General features: G+C 67.0%; 26 protein-coding genes. 10 read left to right on the forward strand and 16 right to left on the reverse strand.

What is annotated here, in order from left to right:
- Nucleotides 1–86: 86 nt before the first annotated feature.
- Nucleotides 87–1,196, forward strand: coding sequence for a DUF4303 domain-containing protein (locus BN2156_RS08965; protein WP_090512539.1), 1,110 nt, complete (start codon nt 87–89; stop codon nt 1,194–1,196).
- On the opposite strand, the gene BN2156_RS08970 is transcribed toward BN2156_RS08965, so the two are convergent.
- Together BN2156_RS08970 and BN2156_RS08975 are read right to left on the reverse strand one after the other, a co-directional pair.
- Complete coding sequence (locus tag BN2156_RS08970; protein WP_090512542.1) at nt 1,178–1,684, reverse strand: dihydrofolate reductase; 507 nt, start codon at nt 1,682–1,684, stop codon at nt 1,178–1,180. The two genes, BN2156_RS08965 and BN2156_RS08970, sit on opposite strands and share 19 nt — an antisense overlap.
- A complete protein-coding gene (locus BN2156_RS08975; protein ID WP_090512545.1) occupies nt 1,681–2,481 on the reverse strand; it encodes a thymidylate synthase in 801 nt (266 codons plus the stop codon). The genes BN2156_RS08970 and BN2156_RS08975 overlap by 4 nt, the downstream gene beginning before the upstream one ends.
- Before the next feature lie 42 nt (nt 2,482–2,523).
- On the opposite strand from BN2156_RS08975, the gene BN2156_RS08980 reads away from it, so the two are divergent.
- Both BN2156_RS08980 and BN2156_RS08985 read left to right on the forward strand, forming a co-directional pair.
- Nucleotides 2,524–3,273, forward strand: a complete 750-nt coding sequence (locus BN2156_RS08980) for a dienelactone hydrolase family protein (protein WP_090512546.1) — start codon at nt 2,524–2,526, stop codon at nt 3,271–3,273.
- Between the two features lie 22 nt (nt 3,274–3,295).
- The gene (locus BN2156_RS08985; protein WP_090512549.1) at nt 3,296–4,213 is read left to right on the forward strand and encodes an HpcH/HpaI aldolase/citrate lyase family protein; all 918 of its coding nucleotides are present in this window, start codon (nt 3,296–3,298) and stop codon (nt 4,211–4,213) included.
- A gap of 7 nt (nt 4,214–4,220) precedes the next feature.
- On the opposite strand, the gene BN2156_RS08990 is transcribed toward BN2156_RS08985, so the two are convergent.
- From BN2156_RS08990 to dapB, 4 genes are read right to left on the reverse strand one after another with little or no spacing between them, the layout of a single operon-like run.
- A complete protein-coding gene (locus tag BN2156_RS08990) occupies nt 4,221–4,685 on the reverse strand; it encodes a hypothetical protein (RefSeq protein ID WP_162839212.1) in 465 nt (154 codons plus the stop codon).
- 13 nt (nt 4,686–4,698) lie between these two features.
- Nucleotides 4,699–5,154, reverse strand: a complete 456-nt coding sequence (locus tag BN2156_RS08995) for a flavodoxin family protein (protein WP_090512551.1) — start codon at nt 5,152–5,154, stop codon at nt 4,699–4,701.
- Nucleotides 5,151–5,621 (reverse strand): hypothetical protein, encoded by a 471-nt coding sequence (locus tag BN2156_RS09000; RefSeq protein WP_090512554.1) that lies wholly within the window; start codon nt 5,619–5,621, stop codon nt 5,151–5,153. The genes BN2156_RS08995 and BN2156_RS09000 overlap by 4 nt, the downstream gene beginning before the upstream one ends.
- A complete protein-coding gene (gene dapB, locus BN2156_RS09005; RefSeq protein WP_090512556.1) occupies nt 5,618–6,355 on the reverse strand; it encodes a 4-hydroxy-tetrahydrodipicolinate reductase in 738 nt (245 codons plus the stop codon). Before dapB ends, BN2156_RS09000 begins: the two co-directional genes overlap by 4 nt.
- A gap of 197 nt (nt 6,356–6,552) precedes the next feature.
- Here dapB and BN2156_RS09010 point away from each other — a divergent pair, with 197 nt between their 5' ends.
- Complete coding sequence (locus BN2156_RS09010; RefSeq protein ID WP_090515688.1) at nt 6,553–7,323, forward strand: META domain-containing protein; 771 nt, start codon at nt 6,553–6,555, stop codon at nt 7,321–7,323.
- 2 nt (nt 7,324–7,325) lie between these two features.
- Here the strand turns inward: BN2156_RS09010 and BN2156_RS09015 are convergent, their stop codons facing one another.
- Nucleotides 7,326–7,838 (reverse strand): HTH-type transcriptional regulator AldR, encoded by a 513-nt coding sequence (locus tag BN2156_RS09015; RefSeq protein ID WP_090512559.1) that lies wholly within the window; start codon nt 7,836–7,838, stop codon nt 7,326–7,328.
- Between the two features lie 94 nt (nt 7,839–7,932).
- On the opposite strand from BN2156_RS09015, the gene ald reads away from it, so the two are divergent.
- From ald to BN2156_RS09030, 3 genes are all read left to right on the forward strand, one after another.
- Nucleotides 7,933–9,048, forward strand: coding sequence for an alanine dehydrogenase (gene ald, locus BN2156_RS09020; RefSeq protein ID WP_090512560.1), 1,116 nt, complete (start codon nt 7,933–7,935; stop codon nt 9,046–9,048).
- A gap of 98 nt (nt 9,049–9,146) precedes the next feature.
- The gene (locus tag BN2156_RS09025) at nt 9,147–9,698 is read left to right on the forward strand and encodes a DUF4334 domain-containing protein (RefSeq protein WP_090512563.1); all 552 of its coding nucleotides are present in this window, start codon (nt 9,147–9,149) and stop codon (nt 9,696–9,698) included.
- A 125-nt stretch (nt 9,699–9,823) separates the two neighbouring features.
- Entirely contained in the window at nt 9,824–10,294 is a 471-nt protein-coding gene (locus BN2156_RS09030) for an Hsp20/alpha crystallin family protein (protein ID WP_090512566.1), read from the forward strand.
- Here the strand turns inward: BN2156_RS09030 and bla are convergent.
- The 6 genes from bla to BN2156_RS09060 form a co-directional block, all read right to left on the reverse strand.
- The gene (gene bla, locus BN2156_RS09035; protein ID WP_090512569.1) at nt 10,286–11,170 is read right to left on the reverse strand and encodes a class A beta-lactamase; all 885 of its coding nucleotides are present in this window, start codon (nt 11,168–11,170) and stop codon (nt 10,286–10,288) included. The two genes, BN2156_RS09030 and bla, sit on opposite strands and share 9 nt — an antisense overlap.
- Nucleotides 11,171–11,188: 18 nt before the next feature.
- The gene (locus BN2156_RS09040) at nt 11,189–12,520 is read right to left on the reverse strand and encodes a M16 family metallopeptidase (protein ID WP_090515690.1); all 1,332 of its coding nucleotides are present in this window, start codon (nt 12,518–12,520) and stop codon (nt 11,189–11,191) included.
- The gene (locus BN2156_RS09045) at nt 12,507–14,762 is read right to left on the reverse strand and encodes a polyribonucleotide nucleotidyltransferase (protein WP_090512571.1); all 2,256 of its coding nucleotides are present in this window, start codon (nt 14,760–14,762) and stop codon (nt 12,507–12,509) included. The genes BN2156_RS09040 and BN2156_RS09045 overlap by 14 nt, the downstream gene beginning before the upstream one ends.
- 291 nt (nt 14,763–15,053) lie before the next feature.
- Nucleotides 15,054–15,554, reverse strand: a complete 501-nt coding sequence (lppU, locus tag BN2156_RS09050; protein WP_456152350.1) for an LppU family putative lipoprotein — start codon at nt 15,552–15,554, stop codon at nt 15,054–15,056.
- 10 nt (nt 15,555–15,564) lie between these two features.
- The gene (rpsO, locus tag BN2156_RS09055) at nt 15,565–15,834 is read right to left on the reverse strand and encodes a 30S ribosomal protein S15 (RefSeq protein WP_003880490.1); all 270 of its coding nucleotides are present in this window, start codon (nt 15,832–15,834) and stop codon (nt 15,565–15,567) included.
- 97 nt (nt 15,835–15,931) lie between these two features.
- A complete protein-coding gene (locus BN2156_RS09060) occupies nt 15,932–16,918 on the reverse strand; it encodes a bifunctional riboflavin kinase/FAD synthetase (RefSeq protein ID WP_039319177.1) in 987 nt (328 codons plus the stop codon).
- Between the two features lie 80 nt (nt 16,919–16,998).
- Between BN2156_RS09060 and mntR the strand changes: the two genes are divergently transcribed.
- The 3 genes from mntR (at nt 16,999) to BN2156_RS09075 (ending at nt 20,175) form a co-directional block, all read left to right on the forward strand.
- Nucleotides 16,999–17,718: a manganese-binding transcriptional regulator MntR gene (gene mntR / locus BN2156_RS09065; protein WP_090512576.1), complete on the forward strand. Its 720-nt coding sequence runs from the start codon at nt 16,999–17,001 to the stop codon at nt 17,716–17,718.
- A gap of 73 nt (nt 17,719–17,791) precedes the next feature.
- A complete protein-coding gene (locus BN2156_RS09070; RefSeq protein ID WP_162490757.1) occupies nt 17,792–18,961 on the forward strand; it encodes an LLM class flavin-dependent oxidoreductase in 1,170 nt (389 codons plus the stop codon).
- Nucleotides 18,958–20,175, forward strand: coding sequence for an SfnB family sulfur acquisition oxidoreductase (locus tag BN2156_RS09075; protein ID WP_090512579.1), 1,218 nt, complete (start codon nt 18,958–18,960; stop codon nt 20,173–20,175). Before BN2156_RS09070 ends, BN2156_RS09075 begins: the two co-directional genes overlap by 4 nt.
- Before the next feature lie 10 nt (nt 20,176–20,185).
- Here the strand turns inward: BN2156_RS09075 and truB are convergent, their stop codons facing one another.
- Genes truB through BN2156_RS09090 form a run of 3 tightly spaced genes read right to left on the reverse strand, consistent with a single transcriptional unit; the run spans nt 20,186 to nt 22,736 of the window.
- Nucleotides 20,186–21,106, reverse strand: coding sequence for a tRNA pseudouridine(55) synthase TruB (gene truB, locus BN2156_RS09080; protein ID WP_090512582.1), 921 nt, complete (start codon nt 21,104–21,106; stop codon nt 20,186–20,188).
- Entirely contained in the window at nt 21,103–21,777 is a 675-nt protein-coding gene (gene pptT / locus BN2156_RS09085) for a 4'-phosphopantetheinyl transferase PptT (protein ID WP_090512584.1), read from the reverse strand. Before pptT ends, truB begins: the two co-directional genes overlap by 4 nt.
- Nucleotides 21,774–22,736 (reverse strand): ACP phosphodiesterase PptH, encoded by a 963-nt coding sequence (locus BN2156_RS09090; protein ID WP_090512586.1) that lies wholly within the window; start codon nt 22,734–22,736, stop codon nt 21,774–21,776. The genes pptT and BN2156_RS09090 overlap by 4 nt, the downstream gene beginning before the upstream one ends.
- Nucleotides 22,737–22,835 lie beyond the last annotated feature (99 nt).

A 22,835-nucleotide genomic window follows, 5' to 3' on the forward strand; every position in this document is an offset into this window, starting at 1 on the left:
TTCCCTAGAGCACCGACAAGTAGCGGAGCGGATTGGAGCGAGCGCACCGACAAGTAGCGGAGCGGATTGGAGCGATACTGGTCCGCGTGGCGTTGGAGTGGGATGCGTTCGAGACGGAGTTGACCGTGGCCGCTGCGAATGCGGTCCGTGCGATGGTCGAGGCGGCCGGTTCGGAGACGCCGTACGCCGTGGCGTTCAGTGAGTTCTACGCCGAGACCACCGGGGTGATCTACCTACCCAACCTGGCGCTGGCCACCGAGGAATCGGTCGAGGATCCGGACTGCCGGTTCAGCCCGCCCGACTGGGAGTACCAGGACTACGAGTGGGGTGAGACCGATTCGCGGTGGGGTGAGCGGCTCAGCACGGCGGTCACGGGTCTGCCCCGTGCCCGATGGGAGCAGGAGTGGGGCCGGTTCGCACAGGCGATGCTGAACATCGCCGCAGGGATCCGGACCCTGCTGGTCGCCGACGGGACCCTGCCCGGCGACGCGGTGGTCTACCTCGACGACGAGGACGCGGATCTTCTGGTCCGGTCGTTGACCGCCGATGAACTACGCCGTCATTTCCCCGACTACCTGGCCGCGGCCGAGGCCGAACGCGACGTGCTGGCCATGCCGGTCCAGGAACGCGTGGGTGCCCTGGCAGCGGCGGCAGGGCTGACCGCCGGGCCGGACAATGGACTCGGCAGGGAACGCGCGACCCAACTGCTGCTGGACACCGGGGCGGCCGCGGTGCCGGCCGGACTCGCGGCCCTGGGCCACCGCGAGACCGCCTGGGCGGGCGCCAAACTTCTGGCTGACCTCAACATCGCGACGCCCGAGGTATTGGACGCGCTGTGGGCGGCGCTGCCGCTGCGCGGCAACGCGGGGCCCCCGCCGCTGGACTACACGCTGCTGGCCGCCGGGCTCGCCGACCCGGCGGTCGCGGCGATCGTGGGTGAGGATCTCAAGCCGGGTCGGGGCTACTGCACGCTCGACGCCGCGGACCTGCCCGGCGTCCGGCCCGGGCTTGAACACGCCGAGCCGTTGATCCGCCGCCACGCGGTCATCGTCCTCAGTGATCTGGTCGGGCCCATGGGTCCTGGAGACCTCGATCACGACGTGGTCAGCGCGCTGGAGGACCAGATCGATCGGCTCGCGGCCGATGACCCGGACAGCGAAGTACGCAGGCTGGCGGGCTACCGCGCCCGCACGTAGCTGCAGTAGCGGTACCGCAGCCCCGAGGTGCTGGTCAGCCATTCCCCGGTGGTCTTGGTCCACGAATCGTCGAGCACCGGCGCCATCGCGTCGCCCTCGACCGGTGGGAGGTCGATGTCGATCTCGGTGACCTCACAGCGATCCGCGAACGGGAGCGCCTGGGCATAGATCTGCGCCCCGCCGATCACCCAGCCGCGAAAGACGTCACCGAGTTCGGTGACCACCTCGGCGCCGTCGGCCACATATCCGGCGTTGCGGGTGATGACGACGTTGCGCCGTCCCGGCAGCGGGCGGACCTTGTCCGGCAGCGACTCCCAGGTCAGCCGGCCCATCGCCACGGTCTGTCCGAGCGTGAGTTGCTTGAACCGGGCCTGGTCCTCGGGTAGGTGCCATGGGATGTCGTTGCCCCGGCCGATGACGCCGGAGGTGGACTGCGCCCAGATCAGCGCCAGGCGCCGAAGACCGCCTGTCGAATGTGTTTCGGTCATACCGCGACGGGCGCCTTGATCGCCGGGTGCGGATCGTAATTCAGGATCGCGACGTCTTCATAGGTGTAGTCGAAGATCGAATCACGATGTGCTAGAACGAGTTCCGGATATGGACGCGGTTCACGACTGAGCTGCAGGGCCACCTGGTCGACGTGGTTGTCATAGATGTGGCAATCGCCGCCGGTCCACACGAATTCTCCGACACCGAGCCCGGCCTGCGCGGCCATCATGTGCGTCAGCAGGGCGTAGCTGGCGATATTGAACGGCACACCCAAGAAGAGGTCGGCACTGCGCTGGTACAGCTGGCAGGACAACTTGCCGTCGGCGACGTAGAACTGGAAGAACGCGTGGCACGGCGGCAGCGCCATCTGCGGGATCTCCCCGACGTTCCAGGCCGAGACGATGTTGCGCCGCGAGTCCGGGTCACGCTTGAGCAGGTCGAGAGAATTCGAGATCTGGTCGACGTGCTCACCAGACGGCGTCGGCCACGACCGCCACTGCACGCCGTAAACCGGGCCGAGATCGCCTGTCCCACTAGCCCATTCATCCCAGATGGTGACACCGCGCTCTTGCAGCCAGCGGACGTTGGAATCGCCGCGCAGGAACCACAGCAGCTCGTAGATCACCGATTTGGTGTGCACCTTCTTGGTGGTGATCAACGGGAAACCGGCGGCCAGGTCGTAACGCATCTGATGCCCGAACAGGCTGCGCGTGCCGGTTCCGGTGCGATCGGATTTCGCCACCCCCTGCTCGGTCACCTTCCGCAGCAGGTCCTCGTAGGGGGTCTGGATCGGCACACGTTCAGCTTACGTGCCGCCGCGGGGAGTAGAACGGTAGCCATGCCGACCACAAAGGACACCGTCACCACACCCGACGGCAGCTGCCCCGTCACCGTCGCGACGCCGGAGGGCGAGGGCCCCTGGCCCGGGGTGGTGCTGTTTCCCGACGCCGGCGGCCTGCGCCCCACCATGGAAGAGATGGCGGTCAAGCTGTCCGGGTTCGGTTACGTCGTGCTGGTACCCGACGTCTACTACCGCACCCCAGGCTGGGGACCCATCGACCTCAACACCGTGTTCACCGATCAGGAGCAACGCAAAAAGCTCTTCGAACTGATGGGCACTCTCACCCCGGAGATCCTGGCCGCCGACGCCGAGGCATTTTTCGACTACCTCGCCGCCCGGCCCGACGTCTCCGGCGACAAGTTCGGCACCACCGGGTACTGCATGGGCGGGCGGGCCTCCCTCATCGTCGCGACGCGGGTCCCGGAGCGGGTCGCGGCCGCGCTGTCGTTCCACGGCGGCAGGCTGGCCGTCGAGGATGATCCCGACAGTCCTCACCTGCTGGCCGACAAGATCCAGGCGACGGTCTACGTGGCTGCGGCCGAGAACGATGCCTCCTTCACCGAGGATGACGGCAAGAGGTTGCAGGACGCGCTGTCCGGCGCCGCAGTCGACCACACGATCGAGTTCTATCCCGCCGCGCACGGCTTCGCGGTGCCCGATCACACGGCGGTGTACGACGAGGCAGCCGCAAAGCGGCATTGGGAGAACACCGAGCGGGTGTTCGGGGCCGCTTTCGACCCCGCTTAGGCGGTAAGCGACGATTGACGGCGTGTATGACCAGCCCTTCTCCGACGAGTCCTCTTCCACCGAGCCCGGATTCCGGATCGACCCGGTACTGGCACGGAGCTGGTTGCTGGTAAACGGCGCGCAGTATGAGCGGTTCGCCCCCGCGGCCCGCTCACGCGCCGACATCGTCGTCCTCGACATCGAGGATGCCGTCGCTCCCAAGGACAAGGTCTCCGCCCGCGAGAAGGTGACCCGTTGGCTTGCCGACGGCAACCGCGACTGGGTCCGGATCAACGGCTTCGGCACCCCGTGGTGGGCCGATGACCTGGAGATGCTGGCCGGTACCTCGGTGGGCGGCGTCATGCTCGCCATGGTGGAGTCGGTGGACCACGTCACCGAGACCGCTCGGCGGCTGCCCGAGGTGCCCATCGTCGCTCTGGTGGAGACCGCCCGCGGCCTCGAACGGATCACCGAGATCGCCTCGGCCAAGGGGGCATTCCGGCTCGCGTTCGGCATCGGCGACTTCCGGCGCGACACCGGTTTCGGCGACAACCCGGCAACGCTGGCGTACGCGCGGTCCCGGTTCACCATCGCGGCCAAGGCCGCCGGGCTCCCCGGCGCCATCGACGGCCCCACCGTGGGGTCCAGCGCACTGCGGCTGTCGGAGGCCACCGCGGTTTCGGCCGAGTTCGGCATGACCGGCAAGATCTGCCTGACACCTGACCAGTGCCCGACCGTCAACGAGGGCCTGGCTCCGTCGCAGGACGAGATCAGTTGGGCCAAGGAGTTTTTCGCCGAATTCCAGCGCGACGGCGGGGAAATCCGCAACGGGTCAGACCTGCCCCGTATCGCCCGGGCCAACAAGATTCTGGACCTGGCGCGGGCGTACGGCATCCACGAACCCGAGTACAGCGACGACCCCGATCACGTGCCGGCCCCGTCCGACACGTATCACTACTGAGGTTGGCTCAGGCCTTCGGTTTGTCGTCGTTGCGGTGCAGGAAGGTGTTGATCGCGCGGGCGATGCCGCGGCCGGCGTAGATGCCGGCCGCCACCGACACGATGATCATCGCGATGAACATCACCAGCCAGTTGCTCCGACTGTGGCTGACGTTCCACCAGATGAAGGTGAACAGCAGTGCGCAGACGAAAACGACGATGTCCCGCCAATTCCCGCGGTAGGACATCGCGGCTTCCCGGATCTCGCGACTGCGGTCACTCGCCTCGATCAGGCCGTCGATACGTTCGTCGATGCTGGCCTTGAGTCGCGCCTTGCGTTCGACATCTTCGGCGGGTAACCGGTCCAAGAGATCTAGGTCCTTGGTGATCATCCCGCGGATGTCCGGTGGCTTGAGGTTGCCTGCGATCACCCCGAGCATCGCACCACCGGCGATGGGCGCGGCTCCGAGTGCAAGTTCGGCGATCCCCGGCATAGCTGTCCTCTCGTCAGTCCATCAGTGTGGCAGCCAACGTCCCGCCCAGCTCGTAGGCCCGCTCCCGGACACCGCCGTCGACCGCACCCGTAACTTCGAGCACGGCGGCCGCTTTGACCAACGCCAGCCCCGTGGCGATCTTGTCGACCGCACTCGCCGCACCGACGGTGTCGTTGTTGCCATGCACCCACAGCCCGTACGGACGCCCGGCCACATGATCGAGGCTCGGGTAGTACACCGTATCGAAGAAGTGCTTCAGCGCACCGCTCATATAGCCGAAATTCGCTGTGGTACCGAACAAATAGCCGTCGGCGGACAACATGTCGGAAACCGTCGCAGCTAAGGCGGGCTTCGATTCCACCGTGACGCCGGAGAGGTCCGGATCGTGTGTCCCGGCCAACACCGCCTCCAGGAGCTCACGCGTCGCCGGAGACGGCGTGTGATGCACCACCAGCAGCGTTTTGGTCATGCGGACTGTTGCTCCTGCATCCGCACCGCGGTACGCATTGTTTCGCGCGCACGGCCGCGGTCACCGGCGAAGTCGTACGCGCGCGCCAGCCGATACCAGCGAACCCAATTGTCCGGGTCGGCTTCCAGTTCGGCCTTGACCGTCATGAACAGTCCATCGGCCGCATCGCGTTCGATCCGGCCCGATGGCCGTGTCGGCAATTCGCTGACGTCGAGTTCCATGCCCTGTTCGCGGGCGAGCCGGGCCAGCCGTTGGTGCGCCAGACCGGCGCGCAGCGTGGTGACCAGGACCCAGACACCGATCAGCGGGAACGCCAGCAGCGCCACACCCAGTCCGATCGCGGCCGGCTCCCCCGAGCTGATGAAGACGAGCGCGGTGCGTCCCAGCATCAGGAAGTAGACGATCAGCGCCAGGCACATGAAGCCGATCACCAGTTGGATGCGCAGCGACCGCGCGCCGTCACTCACGACAGATCGAGCAGCGGTTCAATGCCGATGGTCAGGCCCGGCCGCTCGGCGATCTTGCGGACCGCCAGCAGCACGCCCGGCACGAACGAGGACCGGTCCAGGCTGTCGTGCCGGATCGTCAGCGTCTCCCCCTGGGTGCCGAACAGCACCTCCTGGTGGGCGACCAGCCCGGCCAGCCGCACCGAGTGCACCGGCACGCCGTCCACATCGGCACCGCGGGCACCGTCGAGGCCGGTGCTGGTGGCGTCCGGGTTGGGCGGCATGCCTTTTCGCGCCTCGGCGATGAGCTTCGCGGTGCGTGCGGCCGTGCCGGACGGGGCGTCGGCCTTGTGCGGGTGGTGCAGTTCGATGATCTCCACCGACTCGAAGTAGCGCGCCGCCTGCTGGGCGAAATGCATGGACAGCACGGCGCCGATGGCGAAGTTCGGCGCGATGAGCACCGCGGCCTCAGGCTTTTCCTTGAGCCAGGCCTCCACCTGTTCGATGCGGTCCCAGGTGAACCCGGTGGTCCCGACAACGGCGTGAATGCCGTTGTCGATGAGGAACTTCAGGTTGTCCATCACCACATCGGGATGGGTGAAGTCGATGACCACGTCGGTTTTGGTATCGGTGAGCAGGGTCAGCGGATCACCCACATCGACCCCGGTCGAAAATGTCAGATCCTGCGCGGATTCGACCGCGTGGACCATCGTCGCGCCGACTTTGCCCTTAGCCCCGAGAACACCAACTCGCATGGTTGGGAGCCTACTGCCCAGGGCGGCGCCGCCTCTTTTGCACTCTTTTGCACCGCGAGCGTGCGTGTTTGTCGGTGAACACGCCGTGTTTTGTCGACACTCTGTGCACGCTCGCGAGTGAGTGGCCTGAGCTGCGCGAAGGTGTCAGATATCGAATGTATGTCCGAATCATGTCGGACGCCATCTACGGTGGAGGCATGCGTCTGATCCAGCTGGTGCCGTTCGCCGTCGCCGTTCTGGCCTTCGTGGGGTGTTCCGACAACGCGGCCGCCGACGATGCCGACCTGAACGGTCGCACGTTCATATCGCAGCAGGTGGAAGGCGAGCAGATTCCCGGCGGTGGACCGCTGACGGTCGGTTTCGACGGGAAGCAGATCAGCACCTTCGCGGGCTGCAACCACGGTTCGGGCGCCGCCGACCTGTCCGAGGGGCGGATCACCACCCAGTTGGCGATGACCATGATGGCCTGCCCGCCGCCGGTCGGCGATGCCGACGCCTGGGTGTCAAAGTTCTTCGACGCCAAGCCAAGCTGGTCACTGTCCGGCGATACCCTCACATTGCGCACCGATGCGGCGGCCGTGACGTTACGGGACAAGAAGGTGGCCGATCCTGATCGCCCGCTGACCGGCACCACCTGGCAGGTCACCAGCCTGGTGTCCGCGCAGGCGGTCAGTACCTCGGTCGCACTCGAACAGTCCAAACCGACGCTGACCATCGGGGTCGACGGCGCGGTGAGCGGTTCGACGGGCTGCAACCGGATCACCGGCCACGCAACCGTTTCCGGGTCTCCGGCGGTGATCGAGTTCGGTCCGCTGGCCACCACCCGAATGGCCTGCCCGCCCGAGGTGGCCGAAGTCGAACAGGCCGTGCTGCGCGTGCTCCAGGGCACGGTGCAGACCGCCATCGACGCCGACGAGCTCAAGCTGTCCGGTACCGACGGCAACGGTTTGGTACTGCGGGCGCAATGAACTTACAGCGGTGACGCCCCGCGCAGATGCTCGAAGATCAGCGAGGTCTGCGTGCCCGCGACATCGGCGTCGGCGTTGAGGTTCTCCACCACGAACGCCCGCAGATCCTCGGTATCGCGCGCGGCCACATGAAGGATGAAGTCGTCTCCCCCGGCCAGGAAATACACGTCCATCACCTGGGGCCGGGTACGGATGTGGGCGATGAAGTTGCGGATCTTTCCGCGCGCGTTCGACTGCAGGCTCACCGAGATCATCGCCTGCAGGCTGAGACCGACGGCGGCCGGATCGATGTCGGTATAGAAACCCCGGATCACCCCGATGTCCTGCAACCGGCGCACCCGGCCGTGGCAGGTCGAGGCAGCGATCCCGACCGCGTCGGCCAATGCGCTGTTGGACATGCGGGCATCGGCATGCAGCGCCAAGAGGATGCGCCGGTCCACCTCGTCGAGTTCAGGCCGAACATCCTTCGGCGAACGGGTTCCACGCCCGGGCAAGTTTGACGATTCTTCAGTCACTTGAACACTCTAACGAATCTTTATCGGAGATATTGCTCAATAATCGCAGTTTCTTCACACTTATGTCAGCACCCCAAACTGTGAAGGAGCGATCATGCTCGTCGGCGTCCCGACCGAGATCAAGAACAACGAGTACCGAGTGGCTATCACCCCGGCAGGTGTGGCGGAGCTGACCCGCCGCGGCCACGACGTGATCATCCAGGCCGGCGCCGGCGAAGGTTCAGCCATCACCGACAACGACTTCAAGGCCGCCGGTGCCGAGATCGTCGCCACGGCCGACCAGGTCTGGGCCGACGCCGAGCTCCTGCTCAAGGTCAAGGAGCCCATCGCGGCCGAGTACTCGCGCATGCGCAAGGGCCAGACCCTGTTCACCTATCTGCACCTGGCGGCGTCCAAGGAGTGCACCGACGCACTGCTGGCCTCGGGTACCACCTCGATCGCCTACGAGACGGTGCAGACCGCTGATGGCGCGCTGCCTCTGCTGGCCCCGATGAGCGAGGTCGCCGGCCGCCTGTCCGCCCAGGTCGGCTCCTACCACCTGATGCGTACGCAGGGCGGGCGCGGGGTGCTGATGGGCGGCGTCCCGGGTGTCGCTCCGGCCGAGGTCGTCGTCATCGGCGGTGGTGTGGCCGGCTACAACGCCGCTCGCATCGCCAAGGGCATGGGCGCCCACGTCACCGTGTTCGACCTGAACATCAACACGCTGCGCAAGATCGACAACGAGTCAGGCGGCAGCATCGAGACCCGTTACTCGTCGTCACTGGAGCTGGAAGAGGCGGTCAAGAAGGCCGACCTGGTGATCGGCGCGGTGCTGATCCCCGGCGCCAAGGCCCCCAAATTGGTCACGAATTCGACGGTGGCCCATATGAAGCCGGGTGCAGTGCTGGTCGACATCGCCATCGACCAGGGTGGCTGCTTCGAGGATTCGCGGCCCACCACACATGACGACCCGACGTTCGCCGTGCACGACACGGTGTTCTACTGCGTGGCCAACATGCCCGGCTCGGTGCCGCGCACCTCGACGTTCGCACTGACCAACGCCACCATGCCGTACGTGCTCAAGCTGGCCGACAAGGGCTGGCAGGCCGCTTGCGCGGCCGACCAGGCGTTGGCCAAGGGCCTTTCGACGCACGAGGGTGCGCTGCTGTCCGAGCAGGTCGCCGTCGACCTGGACATGCCGTTCACCGATCCGGCCGGCCTCCTGGTCTGATCCCGTCCCTACCGTCGCCCGGCCGGAGTCCGCTCCGGCCGGGCGACGCGCATCCGGGCGCATAGCCATTCTTGACACGTGTCAAGTATGGTGGCGTCATGTTGCAGCAGCTGTTTCCGACCGTTCCGACGACCACGACTGAGGCGCTCGACGTCTTCGACGCCGCCGAAGCCGTCGAACCGGCGTTCATGCTCGGAACCTGGCACGGCGCCGAACTGCCCACCGGGCACCCGATGGACGGCCTGCTGGAGGCCAGCGGCTGGTGGGGCAAGCAGTTCGTCGACGGCGAGACGGTGCACCCGCTGCTGTTCCCCGCCGGTGACGGCACATCGCTGTGGGCCCTCAACCCGGCGCTGGCGTTCGGCGGGCTTGCCGTGTCGAACAAAATTCCTCTCCTGCGGAACCGGCCGATGGTCGCACCGATCGCCGCGTTGCGGCCCGTACTGCAAACCCGCGCTCCCAAGGCCAGGTTGCGCACCACTCGCTACCGCGGCGTCGACACCGCGACGATGGTCTACGACCAGCTGCCCATCAACGACGTGTTCCGACGTCTGTCCGACGACGCCGTGATCGGGGCGATGGATCTCCGGAACTCGCCGGCGCCGTACTTCTTCGTCCTGCGGCGCGACGACTCGCTACCGGTGACCTAGCAGCCGCGCGTACCCACGCTGTTCACCGCACATTCGACCGGTGGCTCCACGGCGGTGCTTGGATCGAAAGAGCAAGCGCTACAAGGACTTTTCCAGGACCTACATCAAGGACTTAGGAGTCACCCATGGTTAACCTGCCCGTCGCGCACCAGCCCCGCCCGCTGCTGCCCGAGCTCTCGGAGTTTTTCGCCGGAATCACACCGTTCGCCAGCCTGCGACCGATCTTCGAGCGCAACCTCATGCGCATCGAGGACGAGGTCACCGAGGACCACTACGAACTGCGCGCCGAGATCCCCGGCATCGATCCCGCCAACGACGTCCAGATCACCGTGGCCGACGGCCAGCTGACCGTGAAGGCCGAGCGTTCGGAGCGCACCGACACCACCGCCCGCTCCGAGTTCTCCTACGGTTCCTTTCTGCGTACCGTGACGCTGCCCGCCGAGGCCGACGAGGACAACATCACCGCCGGCTACGAGCGTGGCATCCTGACCGTGCGCGTACCGCTGTCGGAGAACCCCGCCGGAGCCCGCCAGATCGCGATCCAGGACACCGAGAACGGCTCGACCGCAATCGAATCCGCCGAGCACTCAGAGTAACGACGGCAGTACGAGCGCCGTCAGCTCACCGATGAGCGGGCGCAGGTTGTCGGCCTTCGGGTCGTCGGCCTGCGACCGCGTCATCATCGCCAACAGCAGTCGTTGACCGTCGGGCCCATACGCGATGCCGACGTCGTTGGTGCTGCCGTAATCCCCGCTGCCGGTCTTGTCCGCGGTGGTCCAGCCGTCCGGCAGGCCGGCGCGCATGCTCGACGTCTGGTTGGCCCGCATCCAATCCTCCAACTGGCGGCGCTGGGGCGGGCTCAACGCGTCACCGGCCAGCACCGCGCGGTACCCGCCTGCCAACGCCGCCGGGGTGGAGGTATCCCTCGGATCACCGGGGATCGCCGAGTTCAACTCGACCTCCCAGCGGTCCAACCGGGTGCGGTCATCACCGATGCTGCGGGCGAATGCGGTGATACCGGCAGGCCCGTCAATCGTTTTGAGCAGCAGGTTGCCCGCCGTGTTGTCGCTGCGCTGCAGCGCCGCCTGGCACAACTCCGCCAAGGTCATCTCGGCACCGGCATGGGTCTCGGTGACCGGCGAGTTGGGTACGATTGCCGCCGGCTCGACAAACACCCGGTTCTCCAGCGAAATCTGGCGGCGCCCGACCATCTGCAGCACACGCGCGGCGGCGTACCCCTTGAACGTCGAGCACATCGCGAACATCTCGTCGGGCCGATGAGTGAGTGTCCGCCCGGAATCCAGATTGACCGCGTACAGCCCGATCAGCGCGTTGTGCCGACGTTCCAGTTCGGCTATCTGGTCATCGATCGGCGCCGCGAACGCCGGCGCGGAGGTCCCCACACCGGCACCGACCGCCACCGCCGCCACGAGCGAACCGATAAGAACATTGCGTCGAGAGAATCCGGTCACCGGACCCAGCGTAGCGGGTCAGCCGGTGAGTGATCGAAGCTGTTGCGGCAGAGTCTTTTTCGAGCAGTACGGGCCGAGCACGGCGGCACCGTAGTCGCGGGAGAGCAACTGGTGAGCGACGGCGTTGACCTCTTCGAGCGTGACCGCCTCGATCTGGGCGAGCGTGTGATCGATCGTCCGGTGCTCACCGTAATTGAGCTCGCTACGGCCGATCCGGTGCATACGTGATCCCGAATCCTCGAGGCCGAGCACCAACCCACCACGCAACGAGCCCTTGGCGATTCGACATTCGTCGGCGGTGATCCCGTCTCTGGCAACGCCTTCCAAAACTTCGGTGGTCAACCGGACCACTTCGTCGAACCGCTCCGGCTGGCAACCGGCGTATACCGACAACGCGCCGCTGTCGGCGAAGGTGTCGACTGTCGAGTACACCGAGTAGGCCAGGCCGCGGGATTCCCGAATCTGTTGGAACAGGCGCGAACTCAAGCCTCCACCGAGTGCCGTGTTGAGCACCGACAGCGCCCACCGGTGTTCCCAGTGCCGGCCGGGGGTGCGAACGCCCAGCGACACGTGGGTCTGCTCCCCCTCACGGTCGACGACGAGCAACGACGGCTTGCCGCCCACGCGCCCCGCCCCCTTGCGCGGAGCCACCGCGGTGCGCCCGGCTTCCAGGCGCGGACCGAAATGCTGCCGGACCAACGACACAACCACGTCGTGATCGATGTTGCCCGCCACCGCCACGATCATCCGTTCGGGCGTGTAACGACGGACGTGGAACGAGTGCAGCTGCGCACGCGTCATCGTCTCGATCGACTCGACGCTGCCGATCACCGGACGTCCGACCGGATGATCGCCGAACATCGCCGTCAGGAACACATCTCCGAGACTGTCCTCGGGATCGTCGTCGCGCATGGCGATCTCTTCGAGGACGACGTCGCGTTCCACCTCGACGTCCTCGCTGGCACAACGACCCCGCAACACGACGTCGGCCACCAGGTCGACCGCGAGTTCCAGGTCGGAGTCGAGCACATGTGCGTAATAGCAGGTGTGCTCGCGCGTGGTGAACGCGTTCAGCTCACCGCCGACGGCATCGACAGACTGCGCGATGTCGACTGCGGTGCGCGTCGGGGTGGCCTTGAACAGCAGGTGCTCCAGGAAGTGGGCGGCACCCGCGACGCTTCGTCCCTCGTCGCGGGAACCGACTCCCACCCAGACCCCGACGGATGCCGAACGCACCGACGGGATGTATTCAGTGACCACCCGGAGTCCGCCGGGCAGAACCGTCCGGCGGACATGTGCGGTGTTCAGTGCAGACGCCTTGGATCGAGCTGGTTGATCAGGACTCGGCAGCGGGAGCGGCTTCGGCCGGCGCCGCGGCACCGTCAGCGGCCTTGTCGCCGCCCTCAGCCTGCTCCTCGTCGACGAGCACCAGCGAGATCTTGCCGCGGTTGTCGATGTCGGCGATCTCGACGCGCAGCTTGTCGCCGACCTTCACCACATCCTCGACCTTGGCGATGCGCTTGCCACGGCCCAACTTGGAGATGTGGACCAGGCCGTCACGACCCGGCAGCAGCGACACGAACGCACCGAAGTCGGTGGTCTTGACGACCGTGCCGAGGAAGCGCTCGCCGATCTTGGGCAGCTGCGGGTTGGCGATGGCGTTGATCTTGTCGATCGCGGCCTGCGCGGACTCGCCGTTGCTGGCGCCGACGAACACGGTGCCGTCGTCCTCGATGGAGATCGACGCGCCGGTCTCCTCGGTGATCGAGTTGATCATCTTGCCCTTGGGCCCGATGACCTCGCCGATCTTGTCCACCGGAACCTTGATGGTGGTGATCCGCGGTGCGTAGGGGCTCATCTCGTCCGGAGCGTCGATGGCCTCGGCCATGACGTCCAGGATGGTCAGACGCGCGTCCTTGGCCTGGCTCAGTGCGCCCGCCAGCACCTTCGAGGGGATGCCGTCGAGCTTGGTGTCGAGCTGCAGGGCGGTGACGAAGTCCTTGGTGCCTGCGCACTTGAAGTCCATGTCGCCGAAGGCATCCTCGGCGCCGAGGATGTCGGTCAGCGTCACGTAGCGGGTCTCACCGTCAACCTGGTCGGAGACCAGACCCATGGCGATGCCGGCCACCGGCGCCTTGAGCGGCACACCGGCGTTCAGCAGCGACAGGGTCGAGGCACACACCGAGCCCATCGAGGTGGAGCCGTTGGAGCCCAATGCCTCCGACACCTGGCGGATCGCGTAGGGGAACTCCTCGACGCTGGGCAGCACGGGAACCAGCGCGCGTTCGGCCAGCGCACCGTGGCCGATCTCTCGGCGCTTGGGCGAACCGACGCGACCGGTCTCACCGGTCGAGAACGGCGGGAAGTTGTAGTGGTGCATGTAGCGCTTGGTGGTCTCGGGCCCCAGCGAGTCGATCTGCTGGGCCATCTTGACCATGTCCAGCGTGGTGACACCCATGATCTGGGTCTCGCCGCGCTCGAACAACGCGCTGCCGTGCGCACGCGGGATGATGGCCACCTCGGCCGAGAGGGCGCGGATGTCGGTCACACCACGGCCGTCGATACGGAAGTGATCGGTCAGGATGCGCTGGCGCACAAGCTTTTTGGTCAGCGAGCGGTAAGCGGCGCCGATCTCCTTCTCACGGCCGGCGAAGGTCTCGCCGAGACGCTCGAGCACCTCGACCTTGATCTCGTTGGTGCGGTCGTCGCGCTCGTGCTTGCCGGCGATGGTCAGGGCCTCCGACAGCGCGTCGGTGGCCACCGCGGCCACGGCGTCGTAGACGTCTGCCTCGTAATCCGGGAACAGCGGGTACTCGGCGATCTCCTTGGCAGCCTTCTCCGCCAGCGCGGCCTGGGCATCGCACAGCGTCGCGATGAACGGTTTGGCCGCCTCAAGGCCCTCGGCGACGACGGCCTCGGTGGGAGCCTGCGCGCCACCGGCGACCAACTCGATCACGTTCTCGGTGGCTTCGGCCTCGACCATCATGATCGCGACATCGTCGCCCACCTTGCGGCCTGCGACGACCATGTCGAAGACAGCCTTCTCAAGCTGCTCGACGGTCGGGAAGGCGACCCACTGACCGTCGATCAGGGCGACGCGCACGCCGCCGACCGGACCGGAGAACGGCAGACCGGAGATCTGCGTCGACGCCGAGGCGGCGTTGATGGCCAGCACGTCGTACAGATCCTTGGGATCCAGGCTCAGGACGGTGACCACGACCTGGATCTCGTTCCGCAGACCGCTGACGAACGACGGGCGCAGCGGCCGGTCGATCAGGCGGCAGGTCAGGATCGCATCGGTGGAGGGACGGCCCTCACGACGGAAGAACGAGCCGGGGATCCGGCCCGCGGCGTACATCCGCTCTTCGACGTCGATGGTCAACGGGAAGAAGTCGAAGTGGTCCTTCGGCGTCTTGCTGGCGGTGGTGGCGCTCAGCAGCATGGTCTCGTCGTCGAGGTAGGCGACGACGGAACCGGCGGCCTGCTGCGCGAGCCGCCCGGTCTCGAAACGAATGGTGCGGGTGCCGAAGCTCCCGTTGTCGAGGGTCGCGGTGGATTCGAACACACCGTCTTCAAGTTCAACTACAGACATAGAGTCCGTTGGCCTCTTTCGAATTCATTCAACTGTTTTCGCGGCGTCACAATGGCGATCCGCCACGGGCCCTGGATGCGGCTACGGCCGTCGATCGAAGCGGCCGGATAGGCCCCGACAGCGGGGTTCCGGCAGCCACTACCGAAGACCGCCCGACCAGGCGGGCCCGATATGACTCGCAGGAACAACGCCCGCGGATCGCGGGTGTCGCACCTGTGTCCAGCGCAGATTTCGGCCGCTGAACGCCCTCATGTTACACGGCAGCAACGGCCCGATCGGCATCCGTGCCAGCTAGGACACGTCCTCCACGCACACGGTGAACTGGCGTTCCGGGTATGCGTAGCCGACTCCGCTGGCGCACTGATCGACCTGCGACACGCCGCTGAGAACCTCGGTGGCCCGTTGGCGGTGCGGCGCAGACGAATCCGCGCAGTCGACCCGGTACGGGTCTTTGTCGTTCTCCGGATCGATGCTCATGCAGCGGCCGGTAACCCAATCGATGTCCAGGCAGAGCGTCTGCGTCTCTTCACTGAATGCGCTGCGCACCGAGTAATAGGTGTCGACGTCGCCCGGGCACTGGTCGCTGTCGGTGACGGTAGAGATCACCTTGTAGTTCGACGCGTCGCTGCCGCATTCGGCCCGGCTGGCGTCGGGGCGCTCGTAGGTGCCGCTCATCTTGAGGCAGTCCCCTGCCTTCATGTCCGCGGCAGCCGCGGACGAGCATGCGGTCAATCCGCCGATGAAAAGTATCGCGGCTGCCCCCAGAGGGGCAGCCGCGGAAAGTGGTGACACCGACGCCGCGTCAGCGACGCAGCCCGAGGCGCTCGATCAGCGAGCGGTAACGCGCCACGTCAACCTGGGCGACGTACTTCAGCAGCCGGCGACGACGGCCGACGAGCAGCAGCAGGCCGCGACGCGAGTGGTGGTCGTGCTTGTGCTGCTTGAGGTGCTCGGTCAGGTCCGAGATCCGCTTGGTCAGCAGGGCGACCTGGGCCTCCGGCGAACCGGTGTCGGTCTCGTGCAGACCGTAGCTGCTCAGGATTTCTTTTTTCTGCTCGGCAGTAAGCGCCACGAAAGTAACTCCATCATTTCAGTCCCGCGAACATTTTCTCGGCACAGCCACCGCGGACTGCAGCATGCACCGGATCGGCGGAAAGTCTAGCAGCCCTCTACTGCGCAGCCAGAATCGCGCGGGCCCGGTCGGTATCGCCTTCCATGGCCACGACCAGATCCTTGACCGATTCGAACTTCTCCTGGCCCCGGATCCGGGCCACGAAATCGACTGCGACATGCTGCCCGTACAGGTCGGCGTTGGTGTCGAGCACGAACGCCTCGACCGTGCGCGTCCGCCCGGAGAACGTCGGGTTGGTGCCCACCGAGACCGCGGCCTCGTACCGCTCGCCGGGGATCACGGTGCCCATCACCGGGCCGTGCCCCAACACCGTGAACCAGGCGGCGTACACGCCGTCGGCCGGGATCGCCGAGAACATCGGCGGCGCCACGTTCGCCGTCGGGAAGCCGAGCACCCGGCCTCGTCCGTCGCCGCGCACCACCACCCCCTCAACACGGTGCGGACGGCCGAGGGCTTCGGTGGCGGCCACGACATCGCCGGCATCGACGCAGGACCGGATGTAAGTCGACGAGAACGTGACCCGCTCGTCGCGGTGCTCGGCGTCCAGCGTCTCGGTCACCAGCGACATGCTCTCGACGGCGAATCCGAAGCGTTCGCCGGCCGCGCGCAGCATCGCGACGTTGCCTGCCGCCTTCTTGCCGAAGGTGAAGTTCTCCCCCACGACGACCTCTACCACGTGCAGGTCTTCCACCAGCAACTCGTGGATGTAGCGCTCAGGGGTGAGCTTCATGAAGTCCGAGGTGAACGGCATGACCAGGAAGACGTCGACGCCGAGTTCTTCGACCAGCTCGGCCCGCCGGGTCAGTGTGGTCAACTGCGCCGGATGACTTCCCGGAAACACCACCTCCATCGGATGGGGGTCGAAGGTCATGAGAACCACCGGCACTCCGCGTGATCGGCCGGCTTTCACCGCATGGCTGATCAACTCCGCGTGTCCACGGTGAACCCCGTCGAACACCCCGATGGTGACTACACACCTGCCCCAGTCCGTGGGGATCTCGTCCTGCCCACGCCAGCGCTGCACGCAATCAGCCTACGACCCGAACGCGGCACGGTCTGCTCTAGATCCCCCGATCAGGTGATGATTGCCTAAACTTTCCTACTGTGAGTCCCGACGGTAACCATCAGGACCTCTCCACGGTTGCCCAGGACTACCTGAAAGTCATCTGGACAGCCCAGGAGTGGTCTCGCGAGAAGGTCAGCACGAAACTGCTGGCCGAGCGGATCGGCGTGTCCGCCTCCACGGCGTCGGAATCGATCCGCAAGCTCGCCGACCAGGGCCTGGTCCACCACGAGAAGTACGGGGCGGTGACGCTGACCGACGCGGGCCGGCGGGCGGCGCTGGCCATGGTGCGCCGGCACCGGCTCATGGAGACCTTCCTGGTGCAGGAACTCGGTTACAGCTGGGACGAGGTGCACGACGAGGCCGAGATCCTCGAGCACGCGGTGTCCGACCGGATGCTCGACCGGATCGACGCGAAGCTGGGACATCCCACCCGCGATCCGCATGGCGATCCGATCCCGGCCGCCGACGGTCAGGTGCCCACGCCACCGGCCCGCCAACTGTCGGCGTGCCAGGACGGTGACGCCGGCACGGTGGCCCGCATCTCCGACGCCGACCCGGAGATGCTGCGCTATTTCGACAGCGTCGGAATCAGCCTCGATTCCCGGGTGCGCGTGCTGGCGAGACGTGATTTTGCCGGCGTGATCTCGGTTGCCATAGAAAGTCCCGGAAATCCGTCCGCTGAAGGCGGAGATGACGCCGGCGTGCAGGTCGAACTGGGCAATCCGGCGGCCGAGGCCATCTGGGTCGTCGCGAGCTGACGGCACGCGGAACACGATCACCGCGATTTTTACCCGTGTGCGATCGCCTCTTCGGCACCAAGATGTCCTGTTCGTGACTGTCTCTCTGCACTGGTTCCTGCCCACCTACGGCGACAGCCGGCTGATCGTCGGAGGGGGCCACGGCACGCCCGCCGGCTCGGCCGGTGGTGACCGGGAAGCCTCGATCGACTACCTCGCGTCGATCGTCCGTTCGGCCGAGCGGTTCGGCTTCACCGGCGCGCTCATCCCGACCGGGGCCTGGTGCGAGGATGCGTTCATCACCGCGGCGCTGCTGGCCCGTGAGACCACGTCCCTGGCTTTCCTGGTGGCGTTCCGTCCCGGCCTGGTCAGCCCGACGCTGTCGGCGCAGATGGCGGCCACGTTCGCCCGGCACGCACCGGGCCGGATCCTGCTCAACGTCGTCGTCGGCGGTGAGGCGCACGAGCAGCGGGCGTTCGGCGACCACCTGGACAAGGACGCGCGGTACGCGCGCTGCGACGAGTTCCTCGATGTGGTCCGGCGGCTGTGGGCCGGCGAGACCGTCACCCACAAGGGCGAGTACATCGACGTCGAAGAGGCCTCATTGGCGCTGCCCCCGACCCCGGTGCCACCGCTGTACTTCGGCGGCAGCTCGAAGGCCGCCGGCCCGGTGGCGGCCCGGCACTCCGACGTCTACCTGACGTGGGGTGAGCCGCCGGCCGCGGTGCGCGAGAAGATCGAGTGGATCCGGGCGCTCGGCGAGGAGCAGGGCCGCAAGCTGCGTTTCGGTATCCGCCTGCACACCATCTCGCGGGACACCTCCGAGGAGGCGTGGGCCCAGGCCGACCGCCTGGTCGCTGCCCTCGACGAGGAGACCGTCGCCGCCGCGCAGGCCGGGTTGGCCCGCAGCCAGTCCGAGGGCCAGAAGCGCATGCTGGCCCTGCACGAGACCAACCGCGCCAACGGCACCTGGAGTGACGCCCGCAGCCTCGAGATCGCGCCGAACCTGTGGTCGGGCGTGGGCCTGGTGCGCGGCGGCGCGGGCACGGCACTGGTGGGGAGCCACACCGAGGTCGCAGACCGGATCGCCGAGTACGCCGAGATCGGCATCGACGAGTTCATCTTCTCCGGCTATCCCCATCTGGAGGAGCTGTTCTGGTTCGGCGAGGGTGTGGTGCCGATCCTGCGCGAACGCGGCCTGTTCGGCGGCGGTTCGCAGGCGGGCACTCCCGCCTCGATCCCGTTCGTCGGTACGCCGCGATGACCGATCTGACCGGTGCCACCCGGATCTCGTCGGCCCGGGCAGCGCTGTCGGTAGCCGCTGCGCTGTCGAGGTCGTTCGCCGAGGGGGCCGGTGCCCGCGACGCGCACCGGATCCTGCCGCACGAGCAGGTACAGGCGCTCAAAGAGTCGGGGCTGCTGACCCTGACCGTGCCCGCCGAGCACGGCGGCCTCGACGTCCCGGTCGCCGTGCTCGCCGAGGTGCTACGCCTGGTAGCCCACGGCGACCCGTCGATCGGTCAGATCCCGCACTCGCACTTCACGTTTCTGGAGGCGCTGCGGTTGCAGGGCACACCGGAGCAGCAGGCCTACTTCTACGGGCTGGTGCTGGACGGGGCGTTGTTCGCCAATGCCCAGTCCGAACGCGGACCGCATCCCGTCGACGTGGACACCACGACGCTCACGGCCGCGGGCTCCGGCTATATCCTCAGCGGCCGCAAGTACTACTCGACCGGGGCGTTGTTCGCCGACTGGCTGATCGTGCGGGCCTCCCGTTCCGATGGTTCGGGGCAGGTGCCGACGGCGACGACGCCCAAGGCCATCGCGTTCGTGCCGCGCGACGCGGCCGGGGTCGAGATCGTCGACGACTGGGACGGTATGGGTCAGCGGACGACGGCGTCGGGCACCGTCACGCTCGACGCCGTCGAGGTACCCGCCGCGCACGTCATCGAGTTCAGCCCCATCTTCACGCGGCCCACGGTGTACGGCGCCCGGGCCCAACTGCTGCATGCCGCCCTCGACGTGGGAATCGCCACGGCCGCATTGGAGGAGGCGGTTCGTCAGGCCGCCAAGGCCCGCCCGCATTTCGAGGCCTCGGTGTCCAGCGCGGTCGAGGATCCGACCCTGGTGCAGGTGGCCGGCGAGCTGACCGTCACGGTGCGCGGTGCTCAGGCGCTGCTCGCCGAGGCGGCCCGCCACGTCGATACGGCCAGCGCCGATCTCACCGAGGACAGCGCCGCGGCCGCCTCCATCGCGGTGGCGATCGCCAAGGTATCCGCCGCGCGGGCTGCAGTGCAGGCCGGCAGCGCACTGTTCGAATTCGGCGGCACCCGCAGCGCCTCGGCCTCGGGCAACCTGTCGCGGTATTGGCGTGACGCGCGCACCCATACGTTGCACGACGCCACGCGGTGGAAGATCCGCCACATCGGCAACTACACCCTGTCCGGGACGAAACCGCCTCGCCACGGCCAACTTTGAGTCCGCAAGGCTACAACGTGGCCGGCCGCAACACCACGACGTTCTTGGTGCGTTTGGACCCATCTTCGAGCAGTGCGATGACCCGACCGTCGGGGGCGGTCGCGGCGTACACCCCGTCGATACCGGCCGGCGTCAACGCCCGCCCGTGCCGGCAGCCCTCGGTCTCCTCCATGCTCAGGTCACGGCGCGGGAACCCGACCAGACAGGCCTCGTCGAGCGAGTAGCTCAGCCGCGCCTCCTCAGCCAGGTCGTCGAGCGTGCGCGCCTCGTCGAGGCCGTACCGGCCGACCTTCGTGCGCCGCAACGCCGTCAGGTGCCCGCCGACACCGAGAGCGATACCGACATCGCGGGCCAGGGCGCGGATGTAGGTGCCCGACGAACAGTCCACCTCGACATCCACGTCGACGAAGTCGTCCACCCGCCGGACGGCGAGCACGTCGAATCGGTCGATGCGCACGGGCCGGGCGGCCAACTCGACGGTCTGTCCTTCGCGGGCCAGTTTGTAGGCCCGCTGGCCGGCGACCTTGATGGCGCTGACCGCCGAGGGTACCTGTTCGATGTCCCCGCGAAGCGCCGCGACCGCGGACTCGATCCGCTCATCGGTGACGTGCACGGCCGAGACCGTCTGCAGCACTTCGCCTTCGGCGTCCTCGGTCGTCGTCGTCTGCCCCAGCCGGACCGTCGCCGAATAGGACTTGTCGGTGGCGGTGAGCAGGCCCAGGATCTTGGTCGCGCGTTCGATGCCGACGACAAGCACACCGGTCGCCATCGGGTCCAGCGTTCCGGCGTGGCCGACCTTGCGGGTACCGAACAGCCGACGGCACCGCCCCACCACGTCATGACTGGTCATCCCGGCCGGCTTGTCGACGATCACCAGTCCGGGAGCTGGATTGCTCCTCGCGTGCGCGGCGTCCGGAACCGGCCGGCTCACAGCACGATCGCCGTCAGCGTCACACCGTCACGTACCGACCAGCGGCCGTCCAGCGCGGTCAGCGGTGGACCATGTTCGGCGGCCGGGTCGATGAGGATCTGCGACCGAAATGTCCCGGCAGTGCCAGAGGCCTCCACCGCGAACGTGATGTGGGCGTCCTCGAAACCGAGCCAGCGGTGGGTCAGTGGATACCAGACCTTGTAGGTGGCCTCCTTGGCGCAGAACAGGATTCGGTCCCAGTGCAGACCGTCGGGCAGCCCGCTGAGTTCGGAACGCTCCAACGGCAGTGAGATGGCACCAAGGACCCCGTCGGGCAGCACATCATGCGGTTCGGCATCGATACCCACGGAACGGACCCCACCGACCCGGCCGACCACCGCTCCGCGGAAGCCCTGACAGTGCGTCAGGCTGCCGACGATCCCATCGGGCCAGCACGGCTCGCCCTTGTCCCCCTTGAGGATCGGCACCGGACCCACGCCGAGCTCGCCCAGCGCCTGGCGGGCGCAGTAGCGCACCGTGGTGAACTCGTTGCGTCGCTTGGCCACCGCCTTGGCCACCAGGGCGGCCTCCTCGGGCAGCGCCGTGAGACCCGGCGGGTCGTCGTACATCTCGGCCGAGGCGAGTTTGTCCGGCATGTCGGGCAGCACCTGCCCCAGCAACGTGTCGCTCATGCGCGCCTGGCCTTGATCCGCTCCTGCATCTGCTGGGCGTGCGCACGCATCTCGTCGGTGATCTGGAAATGACCGCCGAACTCGTTGAGGTAGCCGGGTGTGTAGTTGGGGTCGGGCAGGATCTGGCGCAGCCACCGGAAGGGTTTGCGGCGCCGCCACTCCCGCGGATAGCCCACCGACACCTCCTCGAAGCGCACGTCGTCGTACCACGTGGTGCGCGGAATGTGCAGATGGCCGTACACCGAGCAGATCGCGTTGTATCGGGTGTGCCAGTCCTTGGTGGCGGTCGTGCCGCACCACAGCGAGAACTCGGGATAGAACATCGCGTCGCAGGGTTCGCGGACCAGCGGGAAATGGTTGACCAGGACCGTCGGGGTCATCCAGTCCAGATCGTCGAGTCGCTTGCGGGTGGCGGCCACCCGGTCGCGGCACCAGGCGTCGCGGGTCGCGTAGGGCTCGCTGGACAGCAGGAACTCGTCGGTGCCCACGACGTTGCGGTCGCGTGCGATGGCCAGCCCCTCGGCCTTGGTGGAGGCACCTTCGGGCAGGAACGTGTAGTCGTAGAGCAGGAACATCGGCACGATCGTGGCCGGGCCACCTTGTTCGGTCCACACCGGGAACGGGTGCTCAGGGGTGATCACACCCATCTGGTCGCACATGTCGACCAGGTAGTCGTAGCGCGCCCGGCCGAAGATCTGCATCGGGTCCTTGTTGGTGGTCCACAGCTCGTGGTTTCCCGGAACCCAGATGACCTTCGCGAACCGCTTGCGCAGCAGGTCCAGGGCCCATCGGATCTCGTCGGTGCGTTCCCCGACATCACCGGCGACGATCAGCCAATCGTCGGGCGAGGCCGGGTACAGCGACTCGGTGACCGGCTTGTTCCCGGTGTGCCCGGTATGCAGATCGCTGATCGCCCACAGAATCGGCTGTCGGTCTCTCGACTCGTGATCAATCACCACAGTTGCACCACCACAACGGACCAGCCTAACCGGGCGCCGGCGCACCGGGCCTTTGACAACTAGAACAGGTTCTCATTTATGGTCGAGTCCGTTGCGACC

Origin of the sequence: Mycolicibacterium neworleansense (genome assembly GCF_001245615.1) — a bacterium.
Taxonomy (GTDB): Bacteria; Actinomycetota; Actinomycetes; order Mycobacteriales; family Mycobacteriaceae; genus Mycobacterium; species Mycobacterium neworleansense.

Bases quoted from the DNA above. Each gene is read 5' to 3' on its own strand.
- BN2156_RS08970 (WP_090512542.1), bottom strand. From the start codon at position 1,684: ATGACCGAAACACATTCGACAGGCGGTCTTCGGCGCCTGGCGCTGATC.
- BN2156_RS08980 (WP_090512546.1), top strand. From the start codon at position 2,524: ATGCCGACCACAAAGGACACCGTCACCACACCCGACGGCAGCTGCCCC.
- BN2156_RS08990 (WP_162839212.1), bottom strand. From the start codon at position 4,685: ATGCCGGGGATCGCCGAACTTGCACTCGGAGCCGCGCCCATCGCCGGT.
- BN2156_RS08995 (WP_090512551.1), bottom strand. From the start codon at position 5,154: ATGACCAAAACGCTGCTGGTGGTGCATCACACGCCGTCTCCGGCGACG.
- dapB (WP_090512556.1), bottom strand. From the start codon at position 6,355: ATGCGAGTTGGTGTTCTCGGGGCTAAGGGCAAAGTCGGCGCGACGATG.
- BN2156_RS09010 (WP_090515688.1), top strand. From the start codon at position 6,553: ATGCGTCTGATCCAGCTGGTGCCGTTCGCCGTCGCCGTTCTGGCCTTC.
- ald (WP_090512560.1), top strand. From the start codon at position 7,933: ATGCTCGTCGGCGTCCCGACCGAGATCAAGAACAACGAGTACCGAGTG.
- BN2156_RS09025 (WP_090512563.1), top strand. From the start codon at position 9,147: ATGTTGCAGCAGCTGTTTCCGACCGTTCCGACGACCACGACTGAGGCG.
- BN2156_RS09030 (WP_090512566.1), top strand. From the start codon at position 9,824: ATGGTTAACCTGCCCGTCGCGCACCAGCCCCGCCCGCTGCTGCCCGAG.
- BN2156_RS09045 (WP_090512571.1), bottom strand. From the start codon at position 14,762: ATGTCTGTAGTTGAACTTGAAGACGGTGTGTTCGAATCCACCGCGACC.
- BN2156_RS09075 (WP_090512579.1), top strand. From the start codon at position 18,958: ATGACCGATCTGACCGGTGCCACCCGGATCTCGTCGGCCCGGGCAGCG.
- pptT (WP_090512584.1), bottom strand. From the start codon at position 21,777: ATGAGCGACACGTTGCTGGGGCAGGTGCTGCCCGACATGCCGGACAAA.